General features: G+C 73.9%; 21 protein-coding genes and 1 tRNA gene. 11 read left to right on the top strand and 11 right to left on the bottom strand.

Going from position 1 to position 16,094, the window contains the following annotated elements; all coding sequences use genetic code 11:
* Position 1: 1 nt before the first annotated feature.
* The 6 genes from ACFZCD_RS07300 to ACFZCD_RS07275 form a co-directional block, all read right to left on the bottom strand.
* The gene (locus tag ACFZCD_RS07300; protein WP_391828792.1) at positions 2-1,081 is read right to left on the bottom strand and encodes a PLP-dependent cysteine synthase family protein; all 1,080 of its coding nucleotides are present in this window, start codon (positions 1,079-1,081) and stop codon (positions 2-4) included.
* Positions 1,082-1,404: 323 nt separating this feature from the next.
* Positions 1,405-2,514 carry a transaldolase family protein gene (locus ACFZCD_RS07295; RefSeq protein WP_391828790.1) on the bottom strand — a complete coding sequence of 370 codons (1,110 nt, stop codon included), beginning with the start codon at positions 2,512-2,514 and terminating at the stop codon, positions 1,405-1,407.
* Positions 2,515-2,748: 234 nt separating this feature from the next.
* A tRNA-Ser gene (locus ACFZCD_RS07290) sits at positions 2,749-2,838 on the bottom strand.
* A gap of 102 nt (positions 2,839-2,940) precedes the next feature.
* A complete protein-coding gene (gene tadA / locus ACFZCD_RS07285) occupies positions 2,941-3,432 on the bottom strand; it encodes a tRNA adenosine(34) deaminase TadA (RefSeq protein WP_391828788.1) in 492 nt (163 codons plus the stop codon).
* Between the two features lie 34 nt (positions 3,433-3,466).
* A complete protein-coding gene (locus ACFZCD_RS07280) occupies positions 3,467-3,994 on the bottom strand; it encodes a hypothetical protein (RefSeq protein ID WP_391829012.1) in 528 nt (175 codons plus the stop codon).
* Positions 3,995-4,189: 195 nt separating this feature from the next.
* The gene (locus tag ACFZCD_RS07275) at positions 4,190-4,408 is read right to left on the bottom strand and encodes a hypothetical protein (RefSeq protein ID WP_391828786.1); all 219 of its coding nucleotides are present in this window, start codon (positions 4,406-4,408) and stop codon (positions 4,190-4,192) included.
* Positions 4,409-4,597: 189 nt separating this feature from the next.
* Here ACFZCD_RS07275 and upp point away from each other — a divergent pair, with 189 nt between their 5' ends.
* Positions 4,598-5,233 (top strand): uracil phosphoribosyltransferase, encoded by a 636-nt coding sequence (gene upp, locus ACFZCD_RS07270; protein WP_391828784.1) that lies wholly within the window; start codon positions 4,598-4,600, stop codon positions 5,231-5,233.
* A gap of 167 nt (positions 5,234-5,400) precedes the next feature.
* Here the strand turns inward: upp and ACFZCD_RS07265 are convergent, their stop codons facing one another.
* The 3 genes from ACFZCD_RS07265 to ACFZCD_RS07255 form a co-directional block, all read right to left on the bottom strand.
* A complete protein-coding gene (locus ACFZCD_RS07265) occupies positions 5,401-6,120 on the bottom strand; it encodes a LytR C-terminal domain-containing protein (protein ID WP_391828782.1) in 720 nt (239 codons plus the stop codon).
* A 108-nt stretch (positions 6,121-6,228) separates the two neighbouring features.
* Positions 6,229-6,525, bottom strand: a complete 297-nt coding sequence (locus tag ACFZCD_RS07260; protein ID WP_030368795.1) for a type II toxin-antitoxin system VapB family antitoxin — start codon at positions 6,523-6,525, stop codon at positions 6,229-6,231.
* A 134-nt stretch (positions 6,526-6,659) separates the two neighbouring features.
* Positions 6,660-7,268: a helix-turn-helix domain-containing protein gene (locus tag ACFZCD_RS07255; protein ID WP_391828780.1), complete on the bottom strand. Its 609-nt coding sequence runs from the start codon at positions 7,266-7,268 to the stop codon at positions 6,660-6,662.
* Positions 7,269-7,353: 85 nt separating this feature from the next.
* On the opposite strand from ACFZCD_RS07255, the gene ACFZCD_RS07250 reads away from it, so the two are divergent.
* Positions 7,354-8,055, top strand: a complete 702-nt coding sequence (locus tag ACFZCD_RS07250; protein ID WP_391828778.1) for a B3/4 domain-containing protein — start codon at positions 7,354-7,356, stop codon at positions 8,053-8,055.
* A 27-nt stretch (positions 8,056-8,082) separates the two neighbouring features.
* Here the strand turns inward: ACFZCD_RS07250 and ACFZCD_RS07245 are convergent, their stop codons facing one another.
* On the bottom strand, positions 8,083-8,703 hold the full coding sequence (locus ACFZCD_RS07245; RefSeq protein ID WP_391828776.1) for an HhH-GPD-type base excision DNA repair protein: 621 nt from the start codon (positions 8,701-8,703) through the stop codon (positions 8,083-8,085).
* Positions 8,704-8,999: 296 nt separating this feature from the next.
* On the opposite strand from ACFZCD_RS07245, the gene ACFZCD_RS07240 reads away from it, so the two are divergent.
* From ACFZCD_RS07240 to ACFZCD_RS07215, 6 genes are all read left to right on the top strand, one after another.
* A complete protein-coding gene (locus ACFZCD_RS07240) occupies positions 9,000-9,182 on the top strand; it encodes a hypothetical protein (RefSeq protein WP_391828774.1) in 183 nt (60 codons plus the stop codon).
* Between the two features lie 103 nt (positions 9,183-9,285).
* A complete protein-coding gene (locus ACFZCD_RS07235; protein ID WP_391829011.1) occupies positions 9,286-11,031 on the top strand; it encodes an asparagine synthase-related protein in 1,746 nt (581 codons plus the stop codon).
* Positions 11,022-11,336: a PqqD family protein gene (locus tag ACFZCD_RS07230; RefSeq protein ID WP_391828772.1), complete on the top strand. Its 315-nt coding sequence runs from the start codon at positions 11,022-11,024 to the stop codon at positions 11,334-11,336. Before ACFZCD_RS07235 ends, ACFZCD_RS07230 begins: the two co-directional genes overlap by 10 nt.
* A complete protein-coding gene (locus tag ACFZCD_RS07225) occupies positions 11,333-11,830 on the top strand; it encodes a lasso peptide biosynthesis protein (RefSeq protein WP_391828770.1) in 498 nt (165 codons plus the stop codon). The genes ACFZCD_RS07230 and ACFZCD_RS07225 overlap by 4 nt, the downstream gene beginning before the upstream one ends.
* Before the next feature lie 99 nt (positions 11,831-11,929).
* Complete coding sequence (locus ACFZCD_RS07220) at positions 11,930-12,385, top strand: hypothetical protein (protein WP_391828768.1); 456 nt, start codon at positions 11,930-11,932, stop codon at positions 12,383-12,385.
* A gap of 45 nt (positions 12,386-12,430) precedes the next feature.
* A complete protein-coding gene (locus ACFZCD_RS07215; protein ID WP_391828766.1) occupies positions 12,431-13,180 on the top strand; it encodes an alpha/beta hydrolase family protein in 750 nt (249 codons plus the stop codon).
* 56 nt (positions 13,181-13,236) lie between these two features.
* Here the strand turns inward: ACFZCD_RS07215 and ACFZCD_RS07210 are convergent, their stop codons facing one another.
* Positions 13,237-13,704: an STAS domain-containing protein gene (locus tag ACFZCD_RS07210; RefSeq protein WP_391828764.1), complete on the bottom strand. Its 468-nt coding sequence runs from the start codon at positions 13,702-13,704 to the stop codon at positions 13,237-13,239.
* A 610-nt stretch (positions 13,705-14,314) separates the two neighbouring features.
* Between ACFZCD_RS07210 and ACFZCD_RS07205 the strand changes: the two genes are divergently transcribed.
* The 3 genes from ACFZCD_RS07205 to ACFZCD_RS07195 all read left to right on the top strand — a co-directional run bounded on the left by ACFZCD_RS07205 (position 14,315) and on the right by ACFZCD_RS07195 (position 15,967).
* Positions 14,315-14,479 (top strand): hypothetical protein, encoded by a 165-nt coding sequence (locus ACFZCD_RS07205; RefSeq protein WP_366086718.1) that lies wholly within the window; start codon positions 14,315-14,317, stop codon positions 14,477-14,479.
* A gap of 24 nt (positions 14,480-14,503) precedes the next feature.
* Positions 14,504-14,797 (top strand): Dabb family protein, encoded by a 294-nt coding sequence (locus ACFZCD_RS07200; protein WP_391828761.1) that lies wholly within the window; start codon positions 14,504-14,506, stop codon positions 14,795-14,797.
* A 150-nt stretch (positions 14,798-14,947) separates the two neighbouring features.
* Positions 14,948-15,967 (top strand): SigB/SigF/SigG family RNA polymerase sigma factor, encoded by a 1,020-nt coding sequence (locus ACFZCD_RS07195; protein ID WP_391828759.1) that lies wholly within the window; start codon positions 14,948-14,950, stop codon positions 15,965-15,967.
* Positions 15,968-16,094 lie beyond the last annotated feature (127 nt).

Below are 16,094 nucleotides of genomic sequence, written 5' to 3'. Positions count from 1 at the left end.
CTCAGCGGCCCCCGCCCGCCGTGAGCTGCTCCCACTCCTCGGGCGTCCCGGCGTCGGGGAACACGGTGACGACCGTCGCGGACGGCGGCAGGCCGGCGGCTATCTCCTTGGCGGCCAGCCAGTTGGCGGCGGCCGAGCTGCCGATGCGGACGCCCGTGAGGTCGTGGAACTCCCCCATGGCGGCGAAGGCCTGCGGGTACGAGACGGTGCGTTGCTCGGTCTCGTCGTCGTACAGCGTTACGAACGGCTGCCGGATGCCGTGGCCCATGCCGCCGGAACCGGCGTACTTCCGCTGCCCGTTGGGCGGCTGCTCACTGCCGTAGGGCAGCTCGGCGGGCGTGACGCCGACGGCCCGGACGGCGGGGAACCGGGCCCGCAGGGCGCGCAGCACGCCGATCAGCGTGCCTCCCGTGCCGATCGAGGCCACCCAGGCGTCGGGGACGCGGCTGCCGAGCTGCGCAACGATCTCGGCGCCGGTGGTGCGCTCCTGCAGCAGCACGTTGGCCGGGTTGCGGTGCTGGTAGAGCAGCGTCCACCCGGGTTCTTCCGCGGCGATCCGCAGGGCCTCGTTGACGACCTCCAGGAAGCCGCGCTCCTTGTCGACCAGGTCGACGCGCGCACCGCGCTCGGCGAGGGTGTCGAGGAGGCTCCGCGGGCTCGCCGAGGAGAGCACGAAGCGGGAGCGGATGCCCAGCTCGGCGCAGAGGTGGGAGAGGGCGTTCGCCAGGTTGCCGCCGGAGTACTCCAGGATGCGGAGCTCGTCGAGCGGCCGGTCGCCGTGCTGCTGCAGGGCACTGCCGAGCAGGGCGTAGGCGACCCGGTCCTTGACGGAGCCGGCCGGGTTCTCCCACTCGCACTTGGCGAGCACGGTGGCGCCGCCGTCGGGGCCCGGGACCTCGGTCAGGGGCGTGTTCCCGAGCTCCTGGCCGAACTTCGCGTACGCGGGGTGCCGCTCGCCCACGGCCGCGGTGTCCACCGCGGCCCGGTCCGGGTCCAGGCTGTGGAGCGGATAGGGCGCCTCCAGCGGTTCGGGCCGGGGGGCGAGGTGAGAGGAATGTGTCTTGGTTCCGGCCTGATCCACCGTCAGCCTCCCTGAGCGGTTCACCCGTTCACATGCGTGTTCATAAGGCAGCGCGATCACCCTAGGTGCCTTGACGGTCACGTCAACAGCGATTGTGATTGGCGCCACATTTCCCGGGTGAAGATGGCTGATTGCTTTTCGGGGGAGTCGTCCATTGCGGCAGGTCGAACGGCAAAATGGACGATCAACTTCCGCTACTGAAAGGACGGTTGAGGAATTCCGGGACGCTCGTCCCGCAATGCGCCGACCGTGTAATTCCGGCCACCTTCGGCGTCTTCCGATGTTTGCGCCACGGGTAAGGGCCCGATCGATTCAGCACACACCTACCGGTTGACCGTCCGCTTTACGGGCCGGGCGCCGACGGCACCGAGCAGCTCGTTCCAGCGCAGGGCCCGCCGCCGCGCGGCACCGTCCGCGAGCTCGCGCGTGGTGTGCGCGTAACGGGCGCCGAGGATCTCCAGGGAGTCCAGGACGCGGGCGGCGGCGCGGCCCCGGCCGGTCACGGCGTCGCCCTGCGGGTTGCCGCGCTCGGCGACGGCCTCCAGGGTCGCGGGGCTCAGCGTGGTGATGGCGTCCCGGACGACGAGCTCGTCCACGTAGCGGGTGTCCGGCAGGCCGGGGGCGCGCACGGCGGTCTCCGTCCAGCGCATCCGGTGCGGGCGGGCGCCCAGGGCGGCCAGCTCGCGCCAGGCCGGACCGGCCAGCAGCTGCTCGTAGCAGTGGAAGACGAGCCGGGCGGACGCGAGGGCCGCCTCCCCGCGCATCGCCTGGGCCGCCTCGGAGGCGGAGCGGCGCAGCCGCTCGTCGAAGGCGGCGTCCACGGGCGCGAGCGGCACCGAGACGACGACCCGGACCGCGGAGAGGTCGCGGCCCGCTCGGTGCGCCCGGCGCAGGCCCTCCAGCCACGCGGCGGCCGCCTCGTCGTAGTGGGCGGGCGACAGCACCGGGCCCACGTCCACGCCGACACCCTCGGCCAGGCAGTCGGCGGCCGCGGCCAGCCCCTCGGGGCCGGCAGGCAGGGCGACCAGGGCGTTGGGGCGGTCGACGGCCCGCGCCAGGCGCAGCGCCGTCGCCGTGTCCGCGGCCGGGCCCACCTCCAGGGCGACGTGCCCGTCCCGGCCGCCGGTCCGCTCGTGCACGGGCAGCAGCACGTCGCACGCGCGCCGGGCCTCGGCGGCGAGCAGCGCCTCGGCCGCGGGCCCCGCCTCGCACCGGGGGCGGTCGGGCCACGGCGTGCGAGGGGGCCACGGCGCACGGGCGCGCCGGAGCAGGGACCGCGTCAGCGGCTCGGGGCCCAGGGCCAGCCCGGTGATCAGTCCGTCGTCGACGAGGCGGCCCAGCCGGCGCGGGTCGGGTTCGTGCCACTCGGCACCGTCCAGCCAGCGCGATACGCCCTCGTCCGCCAGCAGGCCGATGATGCCCGCGCCGCACACCTTGTCACTCCCCCTGCCCCGTCACATCTCCGACAGCATCACATTCCCGGCGGTAACCGTGCGAGCCGCGCCGCCGGGCGCACGCCGCGGCATCCTCGGGGGAAACGCCGGACCGGTCAAGGACGCTGACGGGATGTCGCGCGCCCCCGGAGGTCCCCCGGAGCCCCCCCCACAGGCCCTCCGGAAACGCAGAACACCCCTCCGCCCGCGTTTCCACGGGCGAAGGGGTGTCGCTGGCGGTAGCGGTGGGATTTGAACCCACGGTGGAGTTGCCCCCACACACGCTTTCGAGGCGTGCTCCTTAGGCCGCTCGGACACGCTACCGAGAGAGAGCTTAGCGGACGGTGGGCCGTGCTCTGAAATCGGTTCCGGGGCGGACCGGTGTGACGCTCCTCATCAGAGCCCCGCCGAGGCGCCGGGGGGCGCTCAGCGGGAGCGGAAGAAGTCGGTGAGGAGCGCCGCGCACTCCCCGGCGAGGACGCCCTGGATCACCTCGGGCCGGTGGTTGAGGCGGCGGTCGCGGAGGACGTCCCAGAGGGAGCCGGCGGCCCCGGCCTTCTCGTCGGCGGCGCCGTAGACGACGCGGTCGACGCGGGAGAGGACGATCGCACCCGCACACATCGTGCACGGCTCCAGGGTCACGACGAGCGTGCAGCCCGCGAGGCGCCACTCGCCCACGGCCCGCGCCGCCTCGCGCAGGGCGAGGACCTCGGCGTGGCCGGTGGGGTCCCCGGTGGCCTCGCGTTCGTTGCGGCCGCGGCCGAGGACGGAGCCGTCCGGGCCCAGCACGACGGCGCCGACCGGCACGTCGCCGGTGGCGGGGGCCCGTACGGCCTCGTCCAGGGCGGCCCGCATGGGGGCGAGCCACGGGGCGCGCACGGGGTCGTGGTCGGTCGGCTCGCGGACGGCTTCGTTCATGGCACCAGTGTGAGCGAACGTGCCCGGGCGGACGTCAGCGCACGGCCTCCAGGACGTCCGTGCAGCCGAGGGCGTCGGCGATCTCGCCCAGGGCGTCCCCTTCGAGGCCGAGCAGCTCCTTGGCGCCCACCCCGAAGTCGGCGAGGAGCCCGGGGTCGCCGAGCGGGCCGGACGGGCGCGGCTCGGCGGGGGCCTCCCCCTCCGGCTCGTCCTCCGCGGGATCGGGCTCACCGTCCTCCGTACCGTCCAGGTCGAGGTCGTCGAGCTCGTCGGCGTCGGTGTCGTCGCGGCCGATCAGCTCGTCGACCAGCATCGCGCCGTACGAGCTGCGGCCGGCGACGACCGCGTCCGAGACGAAGACCCGGGGGTCGTCCTCACCGTCCACGCGGACGACACCGAACCAGCTGCCCTCCTGCTCGATGAGCACCAGGACCGTGTCGTCGTCCAGCGCGGCCTCACGGGCCAGGTCGGCGAGGTCGGCCAGGGTTTCCACGTTGTCGAGTTCTGTGTCGCTCGCTTCCCATCCGTCGTCGGTGCGCGCGAGCAGTGCGGCGAAGTACACCGTGACTCTCCCACTGGTCATAGGCGGTGCCGGGCCGGACGGGGACCACCCCGCCCACTCGGAATCGTGGCAGAAACCTCGCCGTTGCGAGAGGTCTTCCGCGCTGCGTCGTGCAGCAGTCCGAAGAGATGTGCCTCACGTGAGGCCGCCGGGACCGCCGTCCGGGCGGCGCGCCGCCCGGCGATCAGCCGCGGATCACCAACGGAAGGTCCGCATCCGCATTTGCTGGCGCATCCGGGCCGCCCGGGCCCGGCGCGGCTGCACGCGGTCGCGCAGCTCCTTCGCCTCGTTCAGCTCGCGCAGGAACTGGGCGCGTCTGCGACGGCGTTCCACGTCTTCCTCGGTCTCGGGTTCGGGGGCGGGCGCCGGTGCGCCACGCTGTGTTTCGGGCTTCTCGGGGGCGTCTTCAGCCATGGCAGGACCACCTCGTGCCGAGTGCTTCGCCGGCCACGCCCGGAGCGACAGACCGGGCGTACGTGCCCACTTTCCCCCTAAGTGGTGGTTTGATGCCAGTGCTACGACAGACCGCCTCCGACCTGCGGCGGAGGGTCGAACGCCGCACGGCGGCCGCCGGGGGCCGAAAGCTCGGTTAATGTCGATGTCATGCGGATCCACGTCGTCGACCACCCCCTGGTGGCGCACAAGCTCACCACCCTGCGCGACAAGCGCACCGACTCCCCCACCTTCCGGCGTCTCGCCGACGAGCTGGTCACCCTGCTCGCCTACGAGGCCACGCGCGACGTGCGCACCGAGCAGGTGGACATCGAGTCCCCGGTCACGGCGACCACCGGCGTCAAGCTCTCCCACCCGCGCCCGCTCGTGGTGCCGATCCTGCGCGCCGGCCTCGGCATGCTCGACGGCATGGTCCGGCTGCTGCCGACCGCCGAGGTGGGCTTCCTGGGCATGATCCGCAACGAGGAGACCCTCAAGGCGGAGACGTACGCCACGCGCATGCCCGACGACCTCTCGGGCCGCCAGGTCTACGTGCTGGACCCGATGCTGGCGACCGGCGGCACGCTGGTCGCGGCGATCCAGGAGCTGATCTCCCGCGGTGCGGACGACGTCACCGCGATCTGCCTGCTGGCCGCCCCGGAGGGCGTCGAGGTCATGGAGCGCGAGCTGTCCGGCGCCCCGGTGACCGTCGTCACCGCGTCCGTGGACGAGCGCCTCAACGAGAACGGCTACATCGTCCCGGGCCTGGGCGACGCGGGCGACCGCATGTACGGCACGGCTGGCTAGCCGCCGGCTCCCACGACGAAAGCGTCGGCTGCGGCAGCCCGGCAGTCCGCCGGACCCTCGCCGTAGGGGTACTTCGCCGTTGCGGCGGGCAGATTTTTTCCGCCGCAACGGCGAGAAGCCACACCGGCGCAGTCCGGCGGTGCCGGACCGCCGCAGCCGTCATCCCTTCAGCACTTCGAGGGCCTCGGTGCCGGGGACGCCGCCTTCGACGGCGGTGCCGAGGACGGCGATCCCGAGGGCGCCGGTCCCTCGCCCGGCTCGACGCCCATGTCGGTCAGTGCCCGGTCCGCGTCCTTCCGCGCCGTGAGCTCCTTGAACTCGTTGCCGATGACCAGGTCGACGTCCTCGTCGGTGTCGCGCTGGTCGTTCTTGACCTCGGCCCCGGCCATCTGCGTGCCGATGACCCGCAGCGCCCCCTCCGCGGCCGTCGGCGCGCCGATCAGCAGCCCGACCCGCTCGACCTTCTTGTCGTAGAGGGCGGGGGCGTTCCCCACTTTCCCGATCTTGAAGCCGCGGCTCTTGAGCTCGTCCGCGGTGGTCTTGGCGAGCCCGCCGCGCGGGGTCGCGTTGTAGACGTTGACGGTGATGTCGGAGGGGCGGGGCGGCGGTTTCGACTCCGCGCCCTCGTCCGCGGCCGCCTTGCAGTCGCCGTCCTTCGCCCCTTTCCCGCCCTTCGCGCCCGCACCGTGGGCCTGCGTTTCGCTCGGACCCCCGGTGAAGACATCGACGAGCTGGAAGGTCCCCCATCCGGCCAGGGCGAACGCGGCGGTGGAGGCGACTGCGGCGAGCACGATCCTGCGGCGGTTTCTGGGGCGGCGCATGTGCGGGAATCGCTTGCCCGTAACGCGGTATTTGCCGCCCATACCGGGAGGGGTGAGCATGCTCATGGGCGCAGCGTAGTGCGGGGCAGGGCCGATGCCTACTAAATGATCAACGGGTTCGCACGGCCCAACCCGAAAGGCCGAACAACGGCCGGAAACGCCCTCCGAACGGTCCTAGCCCAGTTCGAGTACGCGCGCGTGCAGCACCTGGCGCTGCTGGAGCGCGGCCCGCACGGCGCGGTGCAGGCCGTCTTCCAGGTAGAGGTCGCCGTGCCACTTGACGACGTGGGCGAAGAGGTCGCCGTAGAAGGTCGAGTCCTCGGCCAGCAGGGTTTCCAGGTCGAGCTGCTGCTTGGTGGTCACCAGCTGGTCGAGCCGCACCGGGCGCGGGGCGACGTCCGCCCACTGCCGGGTGCTCTCCCGGCCGTGGTCGGGGTACGGCCGCCCGTTTCCGATGCGCTTGAAGATCACACGGAAAGCCTACCGGGCGACAGGCTCCCGGCGCAGCCACGGCACGGCGGCGCGAAGGCGACAATCGGCCGCATACCAGGAGCAGCGGGGACCGCCCTCGGCGGAGGAAATCCGTCGTCCACAGGCTGGGGACATCAGGCGTGCGGCGGGACGAGGACGACGCCCGCGTACTCGGTCTCCGACTCCGTGCGGTTCGCGTAGGAGTGGGGGTGGTCGCCCGCCATGCGCAGCCCGTACCCCTGCGGAAGGACGACCTCCTGTCCGCCGACCGCGACGGTGAGGGTGCCGCGGAGGACGTGGAGGAGCTCCACCGTGCCGCGGACGTGGGCCTCGCTGTGGTGCTCCTCGCCGGGGGCGAGCCGCCAGTGCCACAGCTCGGCGCCCACGGGCGGGGCGGCGCCGGTGACGAGCAGGCCGCGGCCGCCGTCCGGGCCGGTCCACAGGACGGGCTGGTCCGCGGGCGGCGCGGGCTGCAGGAGCGGCGCCGCGGGCTGCTGCAGCAGGGTGGTCAGGGGGACGCCGAAGGCGTCGCAGAGGCGGACGAGAGTGGCGAGGTTCGGATTGGAGCGGGCGTTCTCCAGGGCGACGAGCATGCCCTTGCTGACCCGGGCGCGGGCGGCGAGGGCGTCCAGGCTCCACCCGCGCTCCTTGCGCAGGGCCCGCACCCGGGCGGCGACGGCCTCCATGACGGCCCTGTCCTCGCCGGCCCCTGCCTCTGCTGCTTCCGCGCTGTTCCCGCTCATGCCGGCCATCTTCGCGCCTCCCGCACTTCGGTCGTTTGATGTTACCGTCCACATCACCAAAATGACCGAGCGAGGAGCGAGCGACGTGAGCAAGGACCGGGACCTCGGAGCAGTGGCCGCGAGCGTGCGCGTGGACGAGGCCGTCCGCGCGCTGCGGCCCGATTTCGCCGTGCTGGTGATCGCGGCGGACGGGCTGCCCGCCGGGCCGACCGACGCCTGGTCGCGCGGCCTGCTCAAGGAGGCCGCCGCGACCGCCGGCGGCCTGGACGTCACCGCCGATCCGCACGTCGCCGCCTGGCGCTCGGCGTACGGCGCGTTCGGCGCCAGGCCCGGCCGCACGCGCAACAGCGCGGAGGCCCTGCTCCGCCGCGCCTCCGCGGGCCTGCCCGAGGCCGGCCTCCTGGTCGACGTCTACAACTCCGTGTCCGTCGCGCACCGCCTCCCGGTCGGCGGCGAGGACCTGACCGCCTACGCGGGCGCGCCGCGCCTGGTGCGCGCCACGGGCGACGAGGTGTTCGACACGGTGGCCGGCGGCGAACCGGTCACCGAACACCCGGAGCCCGGCGAGGTGATCTGGCGCGACGACCTGGGCGTCACCTGCCGCCGCTGGAACCACCGCCAGTGCGTGCGCACCCGCATCACCGAGGAGACGACGAGCGCCCTGTTCCTGCTGGAGCGGCTCGACCCCATGCCGCTCGGCGCCCTCGACGCCGCGGCCGGCGACCTGCTCGCGCGGCTGCGCGAGCGCGCGCCCGGCCTGCGCGCGGTGACCCGCCTGGTCCGGTGACGGCCTCCCGCGCCGGGCGGACGCCCGTCAGGGCTTCTTCTTCGCCGGCCGGATGGTGGCCTTGGCCGCCGCCGCCTTCTTGGCGGCGGCCTTCATCTCCTGCTTGTGCGCCCGCACCTTCGCCAGCGACTCGGGCCCGGTGATGTCCGCGACCGAGCGGTAGGAGCCCTCCTCCCCGTACGCGCCGGCCGCCTCGCGCCAGCCCTCCGGCGCGACCCCCAGCTGCTTGCCCAGCAGCGCGAGGAAGATCCGGGCCTTCTGCTCGCCGAAGCCGGGCAGCTCCTTGAGGCGCGCGAGCAGCTCCGCCCCGGTCGTGGCGTCCGACCACACGGCGCTCGCCTCGCCGCCGTAGTGCTCCACCAGGTACTGGCAGAGCTGCTGGATGCGCTTGGCCATCGAGCCCGGGTAGCGGTGCACCGCCGGCTTCTCCGAGAGCAGCCCGGCGAACGCGTCGGGGTCGTAGGCGGCGATCTCGTACGCGTCGAGGTCGTCGCGGCCCATCCGCTGCGCGATGGCGTACGGGCCGGAGAACGCCCACTCCATGGGGATCTGCTGGTCCAGCAGCATCCCGAGCAGCGCGGCGAGCGGGCTGCGGCCGAGCAGGGCGTCGGCCTCGGGCTGCTGTGCGAGGTGCAGGGTGATGTCCATGCTCCGATGATCGCCCGGAAGCGCCGGGGGAAACGGTCTTGCGGGTGCGGCGGCGCGGCGGCCCGGCGCCCGTCATGACACGGCGTGATGCCCGTGCGGGCGTGCGCCCCGGTACCCGAGCCTCCGCGCGCCGTGTGCCCCGCCGCCCGCTCCGGGGCGCCACTCCAGCGCGTCATCACTCTCTGTGCAGGAGCGGCGGAAGTGCACGACTGTGGACGGGCGGACACAGTGCCCGGCCGCGCCGGCAGGAAGGCCGTACCGGCGGAAAGAGCCGTGCCGGACAGAGGGAGACCGCGATGGAGCTCAGGCACGACACGACCACGCCGACGACGGACGAATCCGCGCCCCCCAGGCGCCCGCACACCGCCAAGCGCCCCTACGTGGAACCGCAGATCGACGAGCTCGGCACCGTCGAGCACCTCACCGTCCGCGACGGCGGCCCCCTCCCCGGCTCGCCGGACGCCCGCGCCATCCTCTGACCCGCGCGCCCGCCGCCCCGGGCCCGCGCCCGGGGCCGCACCCGACCGTACGGACGTCCGATCCCCGAGCGAGCACTGCCCGGAAGGGGAAGCCTTGGAGACCGTGCCCGTTCCCGCCGGCGACCGGCCCGCAGGCGGCCGTCCCGTCGGCGACTACCTGGGCTGCTACGGGCGCGTCCCGCTCGGCGGCCCCCCGCCCCGCATCTCCTGTGTGACCGCGCCCCTCGGGCAGCGCCCCTCCTGGTCGGACCCGGGCGTCCACCTCGTCCAGTGGGCGGTGCCGGGGGCCGCCCGCGTCCCGTCGCCCTCCCAGCGGGAGCGGCTGCTCCTGACCGGCGTCGTCAGGGGCCCGGTGACGCCGGCCTGGGCCGGCCGGCTCGCCCGCGTCCTCAAGCAGGGCCGGCACGCCGAGCTGGCCCGCGTGCCCGGCGCGCTGGCCGGTGCCCTGGTCGCCGACCACCGGGTGTTCCTGTTCCGCAGCGCCACCAGTGAGGAGGCCCTCCACTACCGCTGCTCGCGGGACCTGGTGCGCTTCTCCACCGACCCCACCGACCTCCTCGACGGCCCCGGGGAGGCCGGCCGCGAGGAGATCTGGCGGGCCTGCCGCGGCGACGCGGTCTTCGTCTACCCCGGCATCGCGCGCGTGCCGCCCGGCACGGTCGTCACCGTCGGCCGCGGCTCCGTGACCACGGCCGCCTACGACCCCGTGACCCCGCTGGAGCTGCCCCCGCGCACGACGATGGCGGAGTTCGCGGAGGCCGCCCGGCCCCTCGTGACGGAGGCCGTACGGCCGTACGCGGGCACCGGCCGGACCGGCGTCCTGCTCAGCGACGGCCTGGGCTCGGCGGCCGTGCTCGCGGCGCTCGTAGAGTGCGGTGCGGACGCGGTCGCCTACCACTACGCCACCCGCGACCCCCTCGCCGACGAGTCGGCCTACGCCCGCGCCGTCTGCGACCACCTGGGCGTGCCGCTCATGCTCGTCCCCACGGAGCACGGCAGCGGATACCTCGACGAGCGCTGGCAGTTCCCCCACCCGTACAACCGCCCGGCCTACCGGTGGCTGGAGCAGATGGCCGAGCGCGTCGCCAAGGACGGCATCACCTTCCTGGCCCGGGGCCGCGAGGGCGACCGGATCTTCGGTCCCGCGCGCTACGGGCTGCACGACGTCCTCACCGGCGACCTGCCCGCCCGGGAGAAGGCCACGCTCTGCCGGGGGCTGCTGACCTCGCGCTGGGAGCTCCCCCGCATCCTGCGCAGCGCCTCGCCCCGCACGTCGCTGCTCGACGACCTCGTCCCGGCCGGCGGCGCCGCACGCCCCGCGGATTTCCTCACTCCCCTCCCCGGGGCCCCGGCGGACGCCGCCGACGCCGATCACACCCCGCAGGAGCACTGCGCGAACCTCACCGTCTGGCGGCCCCGCGGCATCCAGCTGTGCAACCCCCTCGGGAGCAAGGGCCTGCGACGCCTCGCCGCCCGCCTGCCGGGCGCGTACCGCCTCCTGCCGCACCAGGGGCGGCTGATCACCCAGCCGGTGCTCCGGCTGATGCTCGCCGGACGGTTCCCCGCGGCCGTGTGGCGCCGCCACGGCCGGCTGTGGCTCGGCTCCCCGCACAAGGACTACGCCCTCCGCCACCCGGACGTGTTCGCCGCCCTGCTCGGCCGGCCCGGCGCGCACCTCGTCCGGATGGGCGTCGTGGACCCCCGGCGGCTCGCGCACGTCCTGGCCGAGCCGGCGCGGCTGCGCCTGAACGCCGAGACCCTGATCGGCGCCGCCATGACCGAGCTGTTCCTGCGCAGCGACGCCCGGCGGACACCCGCCGCCCGGAGAGGAACGCCCCCATGCCCCTGATCGGACTCGCCGAGCACGTCGTCTTCGACGACACCGACGGCGCCGGCGTCATCCTCGACACCCGCCGCGGCGTCTGCCTGTCCCTCAACGCCACCGCCACCCGCATGCTGCGCACCGCCCTGGCGTGCGACTCCGTGGCAGCGGCAGTCGCCCTGCTGCGCGAGGACTTCGACGCGGACGACGAGACGCTGGCCGCCGGGCTGACCGGCCTCACCGCCCGGCTGGGCGAACACGCCCTGCTCCGGAAGACCGGCGGCGCGGCACCCGCCCCGCGCCGGTGGGGCCGCCGGAAGGAGCGCCGGTGAGCGCCGGCCAGGAGCCGGTGACGGACTGGGAGTTCTTCCTGGACGGACTCCCGGAGGGCGCGCCGCCACCGCCCGTCCCCCACCGGCTGCGGGCCGTCGCCCTGCTGCGCACTGCTCGGGCGCTGTGGCTCTTCCGGCGGCGCGGCTGGCGGGGGGCGTACCCGTACCTCTGCCGGATCCGGCCCGCGCGGGGCTCGGCGGCGCTGTCCGGCCTGCCGCCCGCCACCGCGGTCCGGCTGGCCCGCCGGGAGATCCTCGCCGCCCAGCTGGTGCTGCGCGCGATGCTGCCCAACGGTCTCTGCCTGCCGCGCTCGCTGGCCCTGACCGCGTATCTGTGCGCGCTCGGGCTGCCCGCCCGCATGACGGTGGCCCGGGGCCGCGCCCTGACCGCCCCGGCGAACGCCTTCCACTCGTGGGCCGAGCTCCACGGGGCGGTCCTGACCGACAACCCCGACGTACGGCTGGGGTACACGGTGCTGCAGCGGGTCCCGTGACGGGATGCCCTCAAGGCCCTTGCCCGCCGTGATCGTTTGTTCTAGCGTGATGCGAACAAAGGGCCGCACTTCGCGGTCCGGGGGTCCGGGGAGGCTGTCGTGGCGGTCTGGAGCCGTACGGTCGTGGCGGGGTGGATGGTGGCCCTGGGGGTGGTGTCCGCCGCGGGGTTCGCCGCGGCGGCCGTGCTGGTGGCGAGCCAGCGGTTCGTGTTCCTCTGGCTCCTGGCGGCCTCGGCCGCCCTGCTGGCCACGGGCGCGGTGCGTGTCACCGTGGACGACCGCGGGGTGACCGTGCACGCGCTCCTGCTCCCCTTCCTGCGGCGGCGCATACCGTTCACTCGCATCCGGGAGGCGCATGCGAGGCCGGCCCGGCCGATGGAGCTCGGCGGCTGGGGCTACCGCTGGATGCCGGGCCGGACAGCGGTCTCCCTGCGGGCCGGTGACGCCCTGTGGCTCGACCTGTCGAACGACAAGGGCTTCGTCGTGACGGTGGACGATGCCGCCGGGGCGGCGGAGGCGGTCAACCAGCGCCTGCTCCGGACGATGGGAAAGTGACGGGAGTTGCCCCACTGACGGATACGACAGGAGCACACCAGCGCCATGACCGCAGCACCCGGAGTGACCCGGACCCTCACCCGCACCCCGGCCGGACAGGCCGTGGACGTCTACGGGCCGCCCGGCGGCGGCACCGCCCCCACCGTCCTCCTCTGGCACGGCATGGGGCCGGACGAGCGGGCCATCATGCGGCCCGTCGCGGAGGCGGCAGCGGCCCAGGGGGTCGTGGTCTTCGTCCCCGGCTGGCGCTCCGACGCACCCGACCGCGGCGCGGCACACCTGCTGGACTCCCTGGCGTTCGTCCGCGAGCAGGTGGCGCAGTCCGGCGGTGACCCGGACGGGATCGTGGTGGCCGGCTGGTCGGCCGGTGCGGGAGCGGCCGTGGCGACGGCGCTCCGGCCGGACCTCTTCGGCGGCCGGCGCCCGGCTGCCGTGGTGGGCATAGCGGGCCGGTACGACGTGCCGGCGCGGACGACCGGCGCGGCCCCGGCGGACGACCTCGCGCACGCCGCCGGCCCGGCGGCCGTCCCGCCCGTGCCGGTGCTGCTCGTGCACGGCACGGAGGACGGCGAGGTGGACGGCCGCTCCGCACGGGAGTTCGCCGCCGCGCTCGCCGCGCACGGTTGGCCCGTACGGCTGGAGGAGCCCGGGACGGACCACGCCGGCGTCCTCATGAGCGCCTACGACCCGGCGCTCGGCCGGCTCGTCCCGAGCAGCGCCGGGCACGCCCTGGAGGGCGGCCGGACCACGGTCAGGGTGCTGGTGGAGGCGGCGAAGGGCGCCGTACCGCGCTGAGCGGCCGGCCGGTGCCGGGGGCCGGGGCACCGGGGCGCGAGGCAGGGACCGACCCGCTAGGCGACGCTCCCGTCCTGCGGACCGGCTTCTTCCCCCGGCCCGAATTCCCCTTGCCCGAACTCCGTCTGTACGAGCTGTACGGAGGGGAGGGCCGGAGCGACCCGGACGGCCGGGTCCGCCGGGAAGGCGTCCACGAGGGTGAAGGCCGCGTCCACTCCGGCCACCCGCATCACCCGCGCCACGCGCGGCACGCCCCGCACCACCCGCAACCGCCCGCCCCGGCAGAGCATCCGGTGCCGGGCTCTGAGCAGCAGCCGGAGCCCGCTCGCGTCCAGGAAGGTCACCTGTCGGAGGTCGATCACGATGTCGGCGCGGCCCCGCTCGGTCAGCGCGTCCACGCGCGGCCCGAGCTCCTGCTCCGCCAAGATGTCCAGCTCACCGTGCAGTTCAATGATGATCGCGCCGCACGCCACGCGCTCCCGCATGGCGAAGGCGGGCTCGTCCGCGCCCATGTCGCCCCTCACCGACCTCCCTCGGCCCTCGGCCCTCGGCCACTCACGTCCGGCACCGGCACTCCGCCGGTTGCCGGATACCTTTCTGGTGCCCCCGCAGTAGGCGGATCTCACCTTCGGCACACAGCCGGGATCGCGCCTCCGGGCGCATCGTGCGGGGCGCACGCGGGCGTGGAGCGCACGGAGCCCCGGTCCCGGGCCCGGCGCGAAACCGGGACCGGGGCCGGGGCTCCGGAAGACGCAGGTCGGGGGAAGCGGCATCGGGGGGACAAGCCGCTTCCCCCGGCGGGGCCACGGCCTCCAAGTACGGGCCGCAGTCGGGGGGAAGTCGCGGCCCGGACCCCGCAGTGAGGCCATGTCCCTGCCCGGCGGATTCCTGCCAGATCCGGTACGGGCACCCCCCATCCTCCGCCCCGCCGAAGGGCTCCCCTTACGGCGAAGGGCCCGGCTTGGCGGGCCTTTGGTCCTTAAAGACGGCGTGAGCGGGCGGGAAAGGCGGCGTGAGCAGGCGGGCATGTTCTTTGTCCATGCGGACGCGTTCCCGGCTTTCGGGCAAACGTACGGTTAGACTCCGCCACCGGAACGGGGGATCACGGGGATCGCCGGGGAGGGAATGCGCGCCGTGGAGAAGGCGAAGAAGATCACGCTCTGGGTGCTCGGCATCTTCGTGGCGTACACGATCATCCACTCCCCCAAGCGGTCGGCGGAACTCGTGCAGATAGGGTTCGAAGGCATCTCGGACGCCGCCAAGAGCGTCGGCGAGTTCATGACCCAGCTGATCAGCTGACCGACCCGGCGTGGAGGCAGTGCCGTGATTCGTCACCTCGTCCTGTTCAAGCTCAACGAGGGCGTCACGCGTGACGACCCGCGCGTCGTCGCCGGAGTACAGGCGTTCGAGGAGCTGGGGAAGCTCGTCCCCGAGCTGCGCTTCTGGGAGTGCGCCTGGAACGTCTCGGACCGGCCGATCGCCTACGACTTCGCCATCAACTCCGCCGTCGAGGACCCCGAGGCGCTCCAGCGCTATCTGGACCATCCCGCGCATCAGGCGGGTGTCGCGCAGTGGCGCGAATTCGCCACTTGGGTGATCGCCGACTACCCCTTCTGAGCGCCCGCAGCGCACGGCCCCTCGCCACCTTGGCGGGGGGCCGTTTTTATGGTCAACACGATGTTATGGGGTTCTTGCACACAGTGCACATGTCTTGTGATGCTATGACCGCTTTTGCCGGATGAGTTGACCATGAAGGGTGGCAGAACCGTGTCGGCCCGAACCGTCCCCGAAGCCCCCCTCCACGAAGCCCCTGCTCAGCCCCTCGGCCCCGCCGCCGGGACCACGACCGCCTCCGCCGACGCCTCCGCCACCACTTCCGGCCCGGCCCCGACGCCGGACACCGGCCGGGAGCCCGGCTCCCGGGAGACCCCGGACTCCCCCTCCGGCTCGGACGCCCCCGACTCGGACGCCCCCGACTCCGACCCCTCCGGCTCCGATCAGCCGGACCCCGATCAGCCGAGGAGCCGCGGGGCGGACGCCAGGGCGCTCACCCAGGTGCTCTTCAAGGAGTTCGTCACCCTGGAGCCCGGCACACCGGAGCACGCCCGCGTGCGGGCCGCACTCATCGAGGCCAACCTCCCCCTCGTCCGCTACGCCGCCGCCCGCTTCCGCAGCCGCAACGAACCCATGGAGGACGTGATCCAGGTCGGCACGATCGGCCTGATCAACGCCATCGACCGGTTCGACCCGGACCGCGGCGTGCAGTTCCCGACCTTCGCGATGCCGACCGTGGTCGGCGAGATCAAGCGCTACTTCCGCGACAACGTCCGCACCGTGCACGTGCCGCGCCGGCTCCACGAGCTGTGGGTGCAGGTCAACGGCGCCAGCGAGGACCTCACCGTGCTGCACGGCCGCACGCCCACCACCGCCGAGATCGCCGAGCGGCTGCGGATCCCCGAGGACGAGGTGCTCGCCTGCATCGAGGCCGGCCGCTCGTACCACGCCACCTCGCTGGAGGCCGCCCAGGAGGGCGACGGGCTGCCGGGCCTGCTGGACCGGCTCGGCTACGAGGACCCCGCACTCGCCGGGGTCGAACACCGGGACCTCGTGCGCCACCTGCTCGTACAACTGCCGGAGCGCGAGCAGCGCATTCTGCTGCTCCGCTATTACAGCAATCTGACGCAGTCCCAGATCAGCGCCGAGCTGGGCGTCTCCCAGATGCACGTGTCCCGGCTGCTCTCCCGGAGCTTCGCGCGGCTGCGTTCCGCAAATCGAATCGAGGCCTAACCCTCACGGGTGACCCCCTCTCCATACGAGGCAGCAGATATGTCGACTTGACGCTACAGCGTGTTGCCGACATGTGACATTCTGCAGGAACTGCGTTTGCCACAGCGCGGCCTCCGGTATTCAGGTG

Origin of the sequence: Streptomyces sp. NPDC008001 (assembly GCF_042958085.1) — a bacterium.
In the GTDB taxonomy this organism is placed as follows: domain Bacteria; phylum Actinomycetota; class Actinomycetes; order Streptomycetales; family Streptomycetaceae; genus Streptomyces.
The sequence above is the reverse complement of the archived record's forward strand: the minus strand, read 5'-3'. Positions and strand labels throughout refer to the sequence as shown.

What these genes read in the sequence shown, in the direction of transcription:
- ACFZCD_RS07230 (WP_391828772.1), top strand. Translation starts at nt 11,022, where the DNA reads ATGCCCCTGATCGGACTCGCCGAGCACGTCGTCTTCGACGACACCGAC.
- tadA (WP_391828788.1), bottom strand. Translation starts at nt 3,432, where the DNA reads ATGAACGAAGCCGTCCGCGAGCCGACCGACCACGACCCCGTGCGCGCC.
- ACFZCD_RS07255 (WP_391828780.1), bottom strand. Translation starts at nt 7,268, where the DNA reads ATGAGCGGGAACAGCGCGGAAGCAGCAGAGGCAGGGGCCGGCGAGGAC.
- ACFZCD_RS07275 (WP_391828786.1), bottom strand. Translation starts at nt 4,408, where the DNA reads ATGGCTGAAGACGCCCCCGAGAAGCCCGAAACACAGCGTGGCGCACCG.
- ACFZCD_RS07265 (WP_391828782.1), bottom strand. Translation starts at nt 6,120, where the DNA reads ATGAGCATGCTCACCCCTCCCGGTATGGGCGGCAAATACCGCGTTACG.
- ACFZCD_RS07215 (WP_391828766.1), top strand. Translation starts at nt 12,431, where the DNA reads ATGACCGCAGCACCCGGAGTGACCCGGACCCTCACCCGCACCCCGGCC.
- ACFZCD_RS07245 (WP_391828776.1), bottom strand. Translation starts at nt 8,703, where the DNA reads ATGGACATCACCCTGCACCTCGCACAGCAGCCCGAGGCCGACGCCCTG.
- ACFZCD_RS07240 (WP_391828774.1), top strand. Translation starts at nt 9,000, where the DNA reads ATGGAGCTCAGGCACGACACGACCACGCCGACGACGGACGAATCCGCG.
- upp (WP_391828784.1), top strand. Translation starts at nt 4,598, where the DNA reads ATGCGGATCCACGTCGTCGACCACCCCCTGGTGGCGCACAAGCTCACC.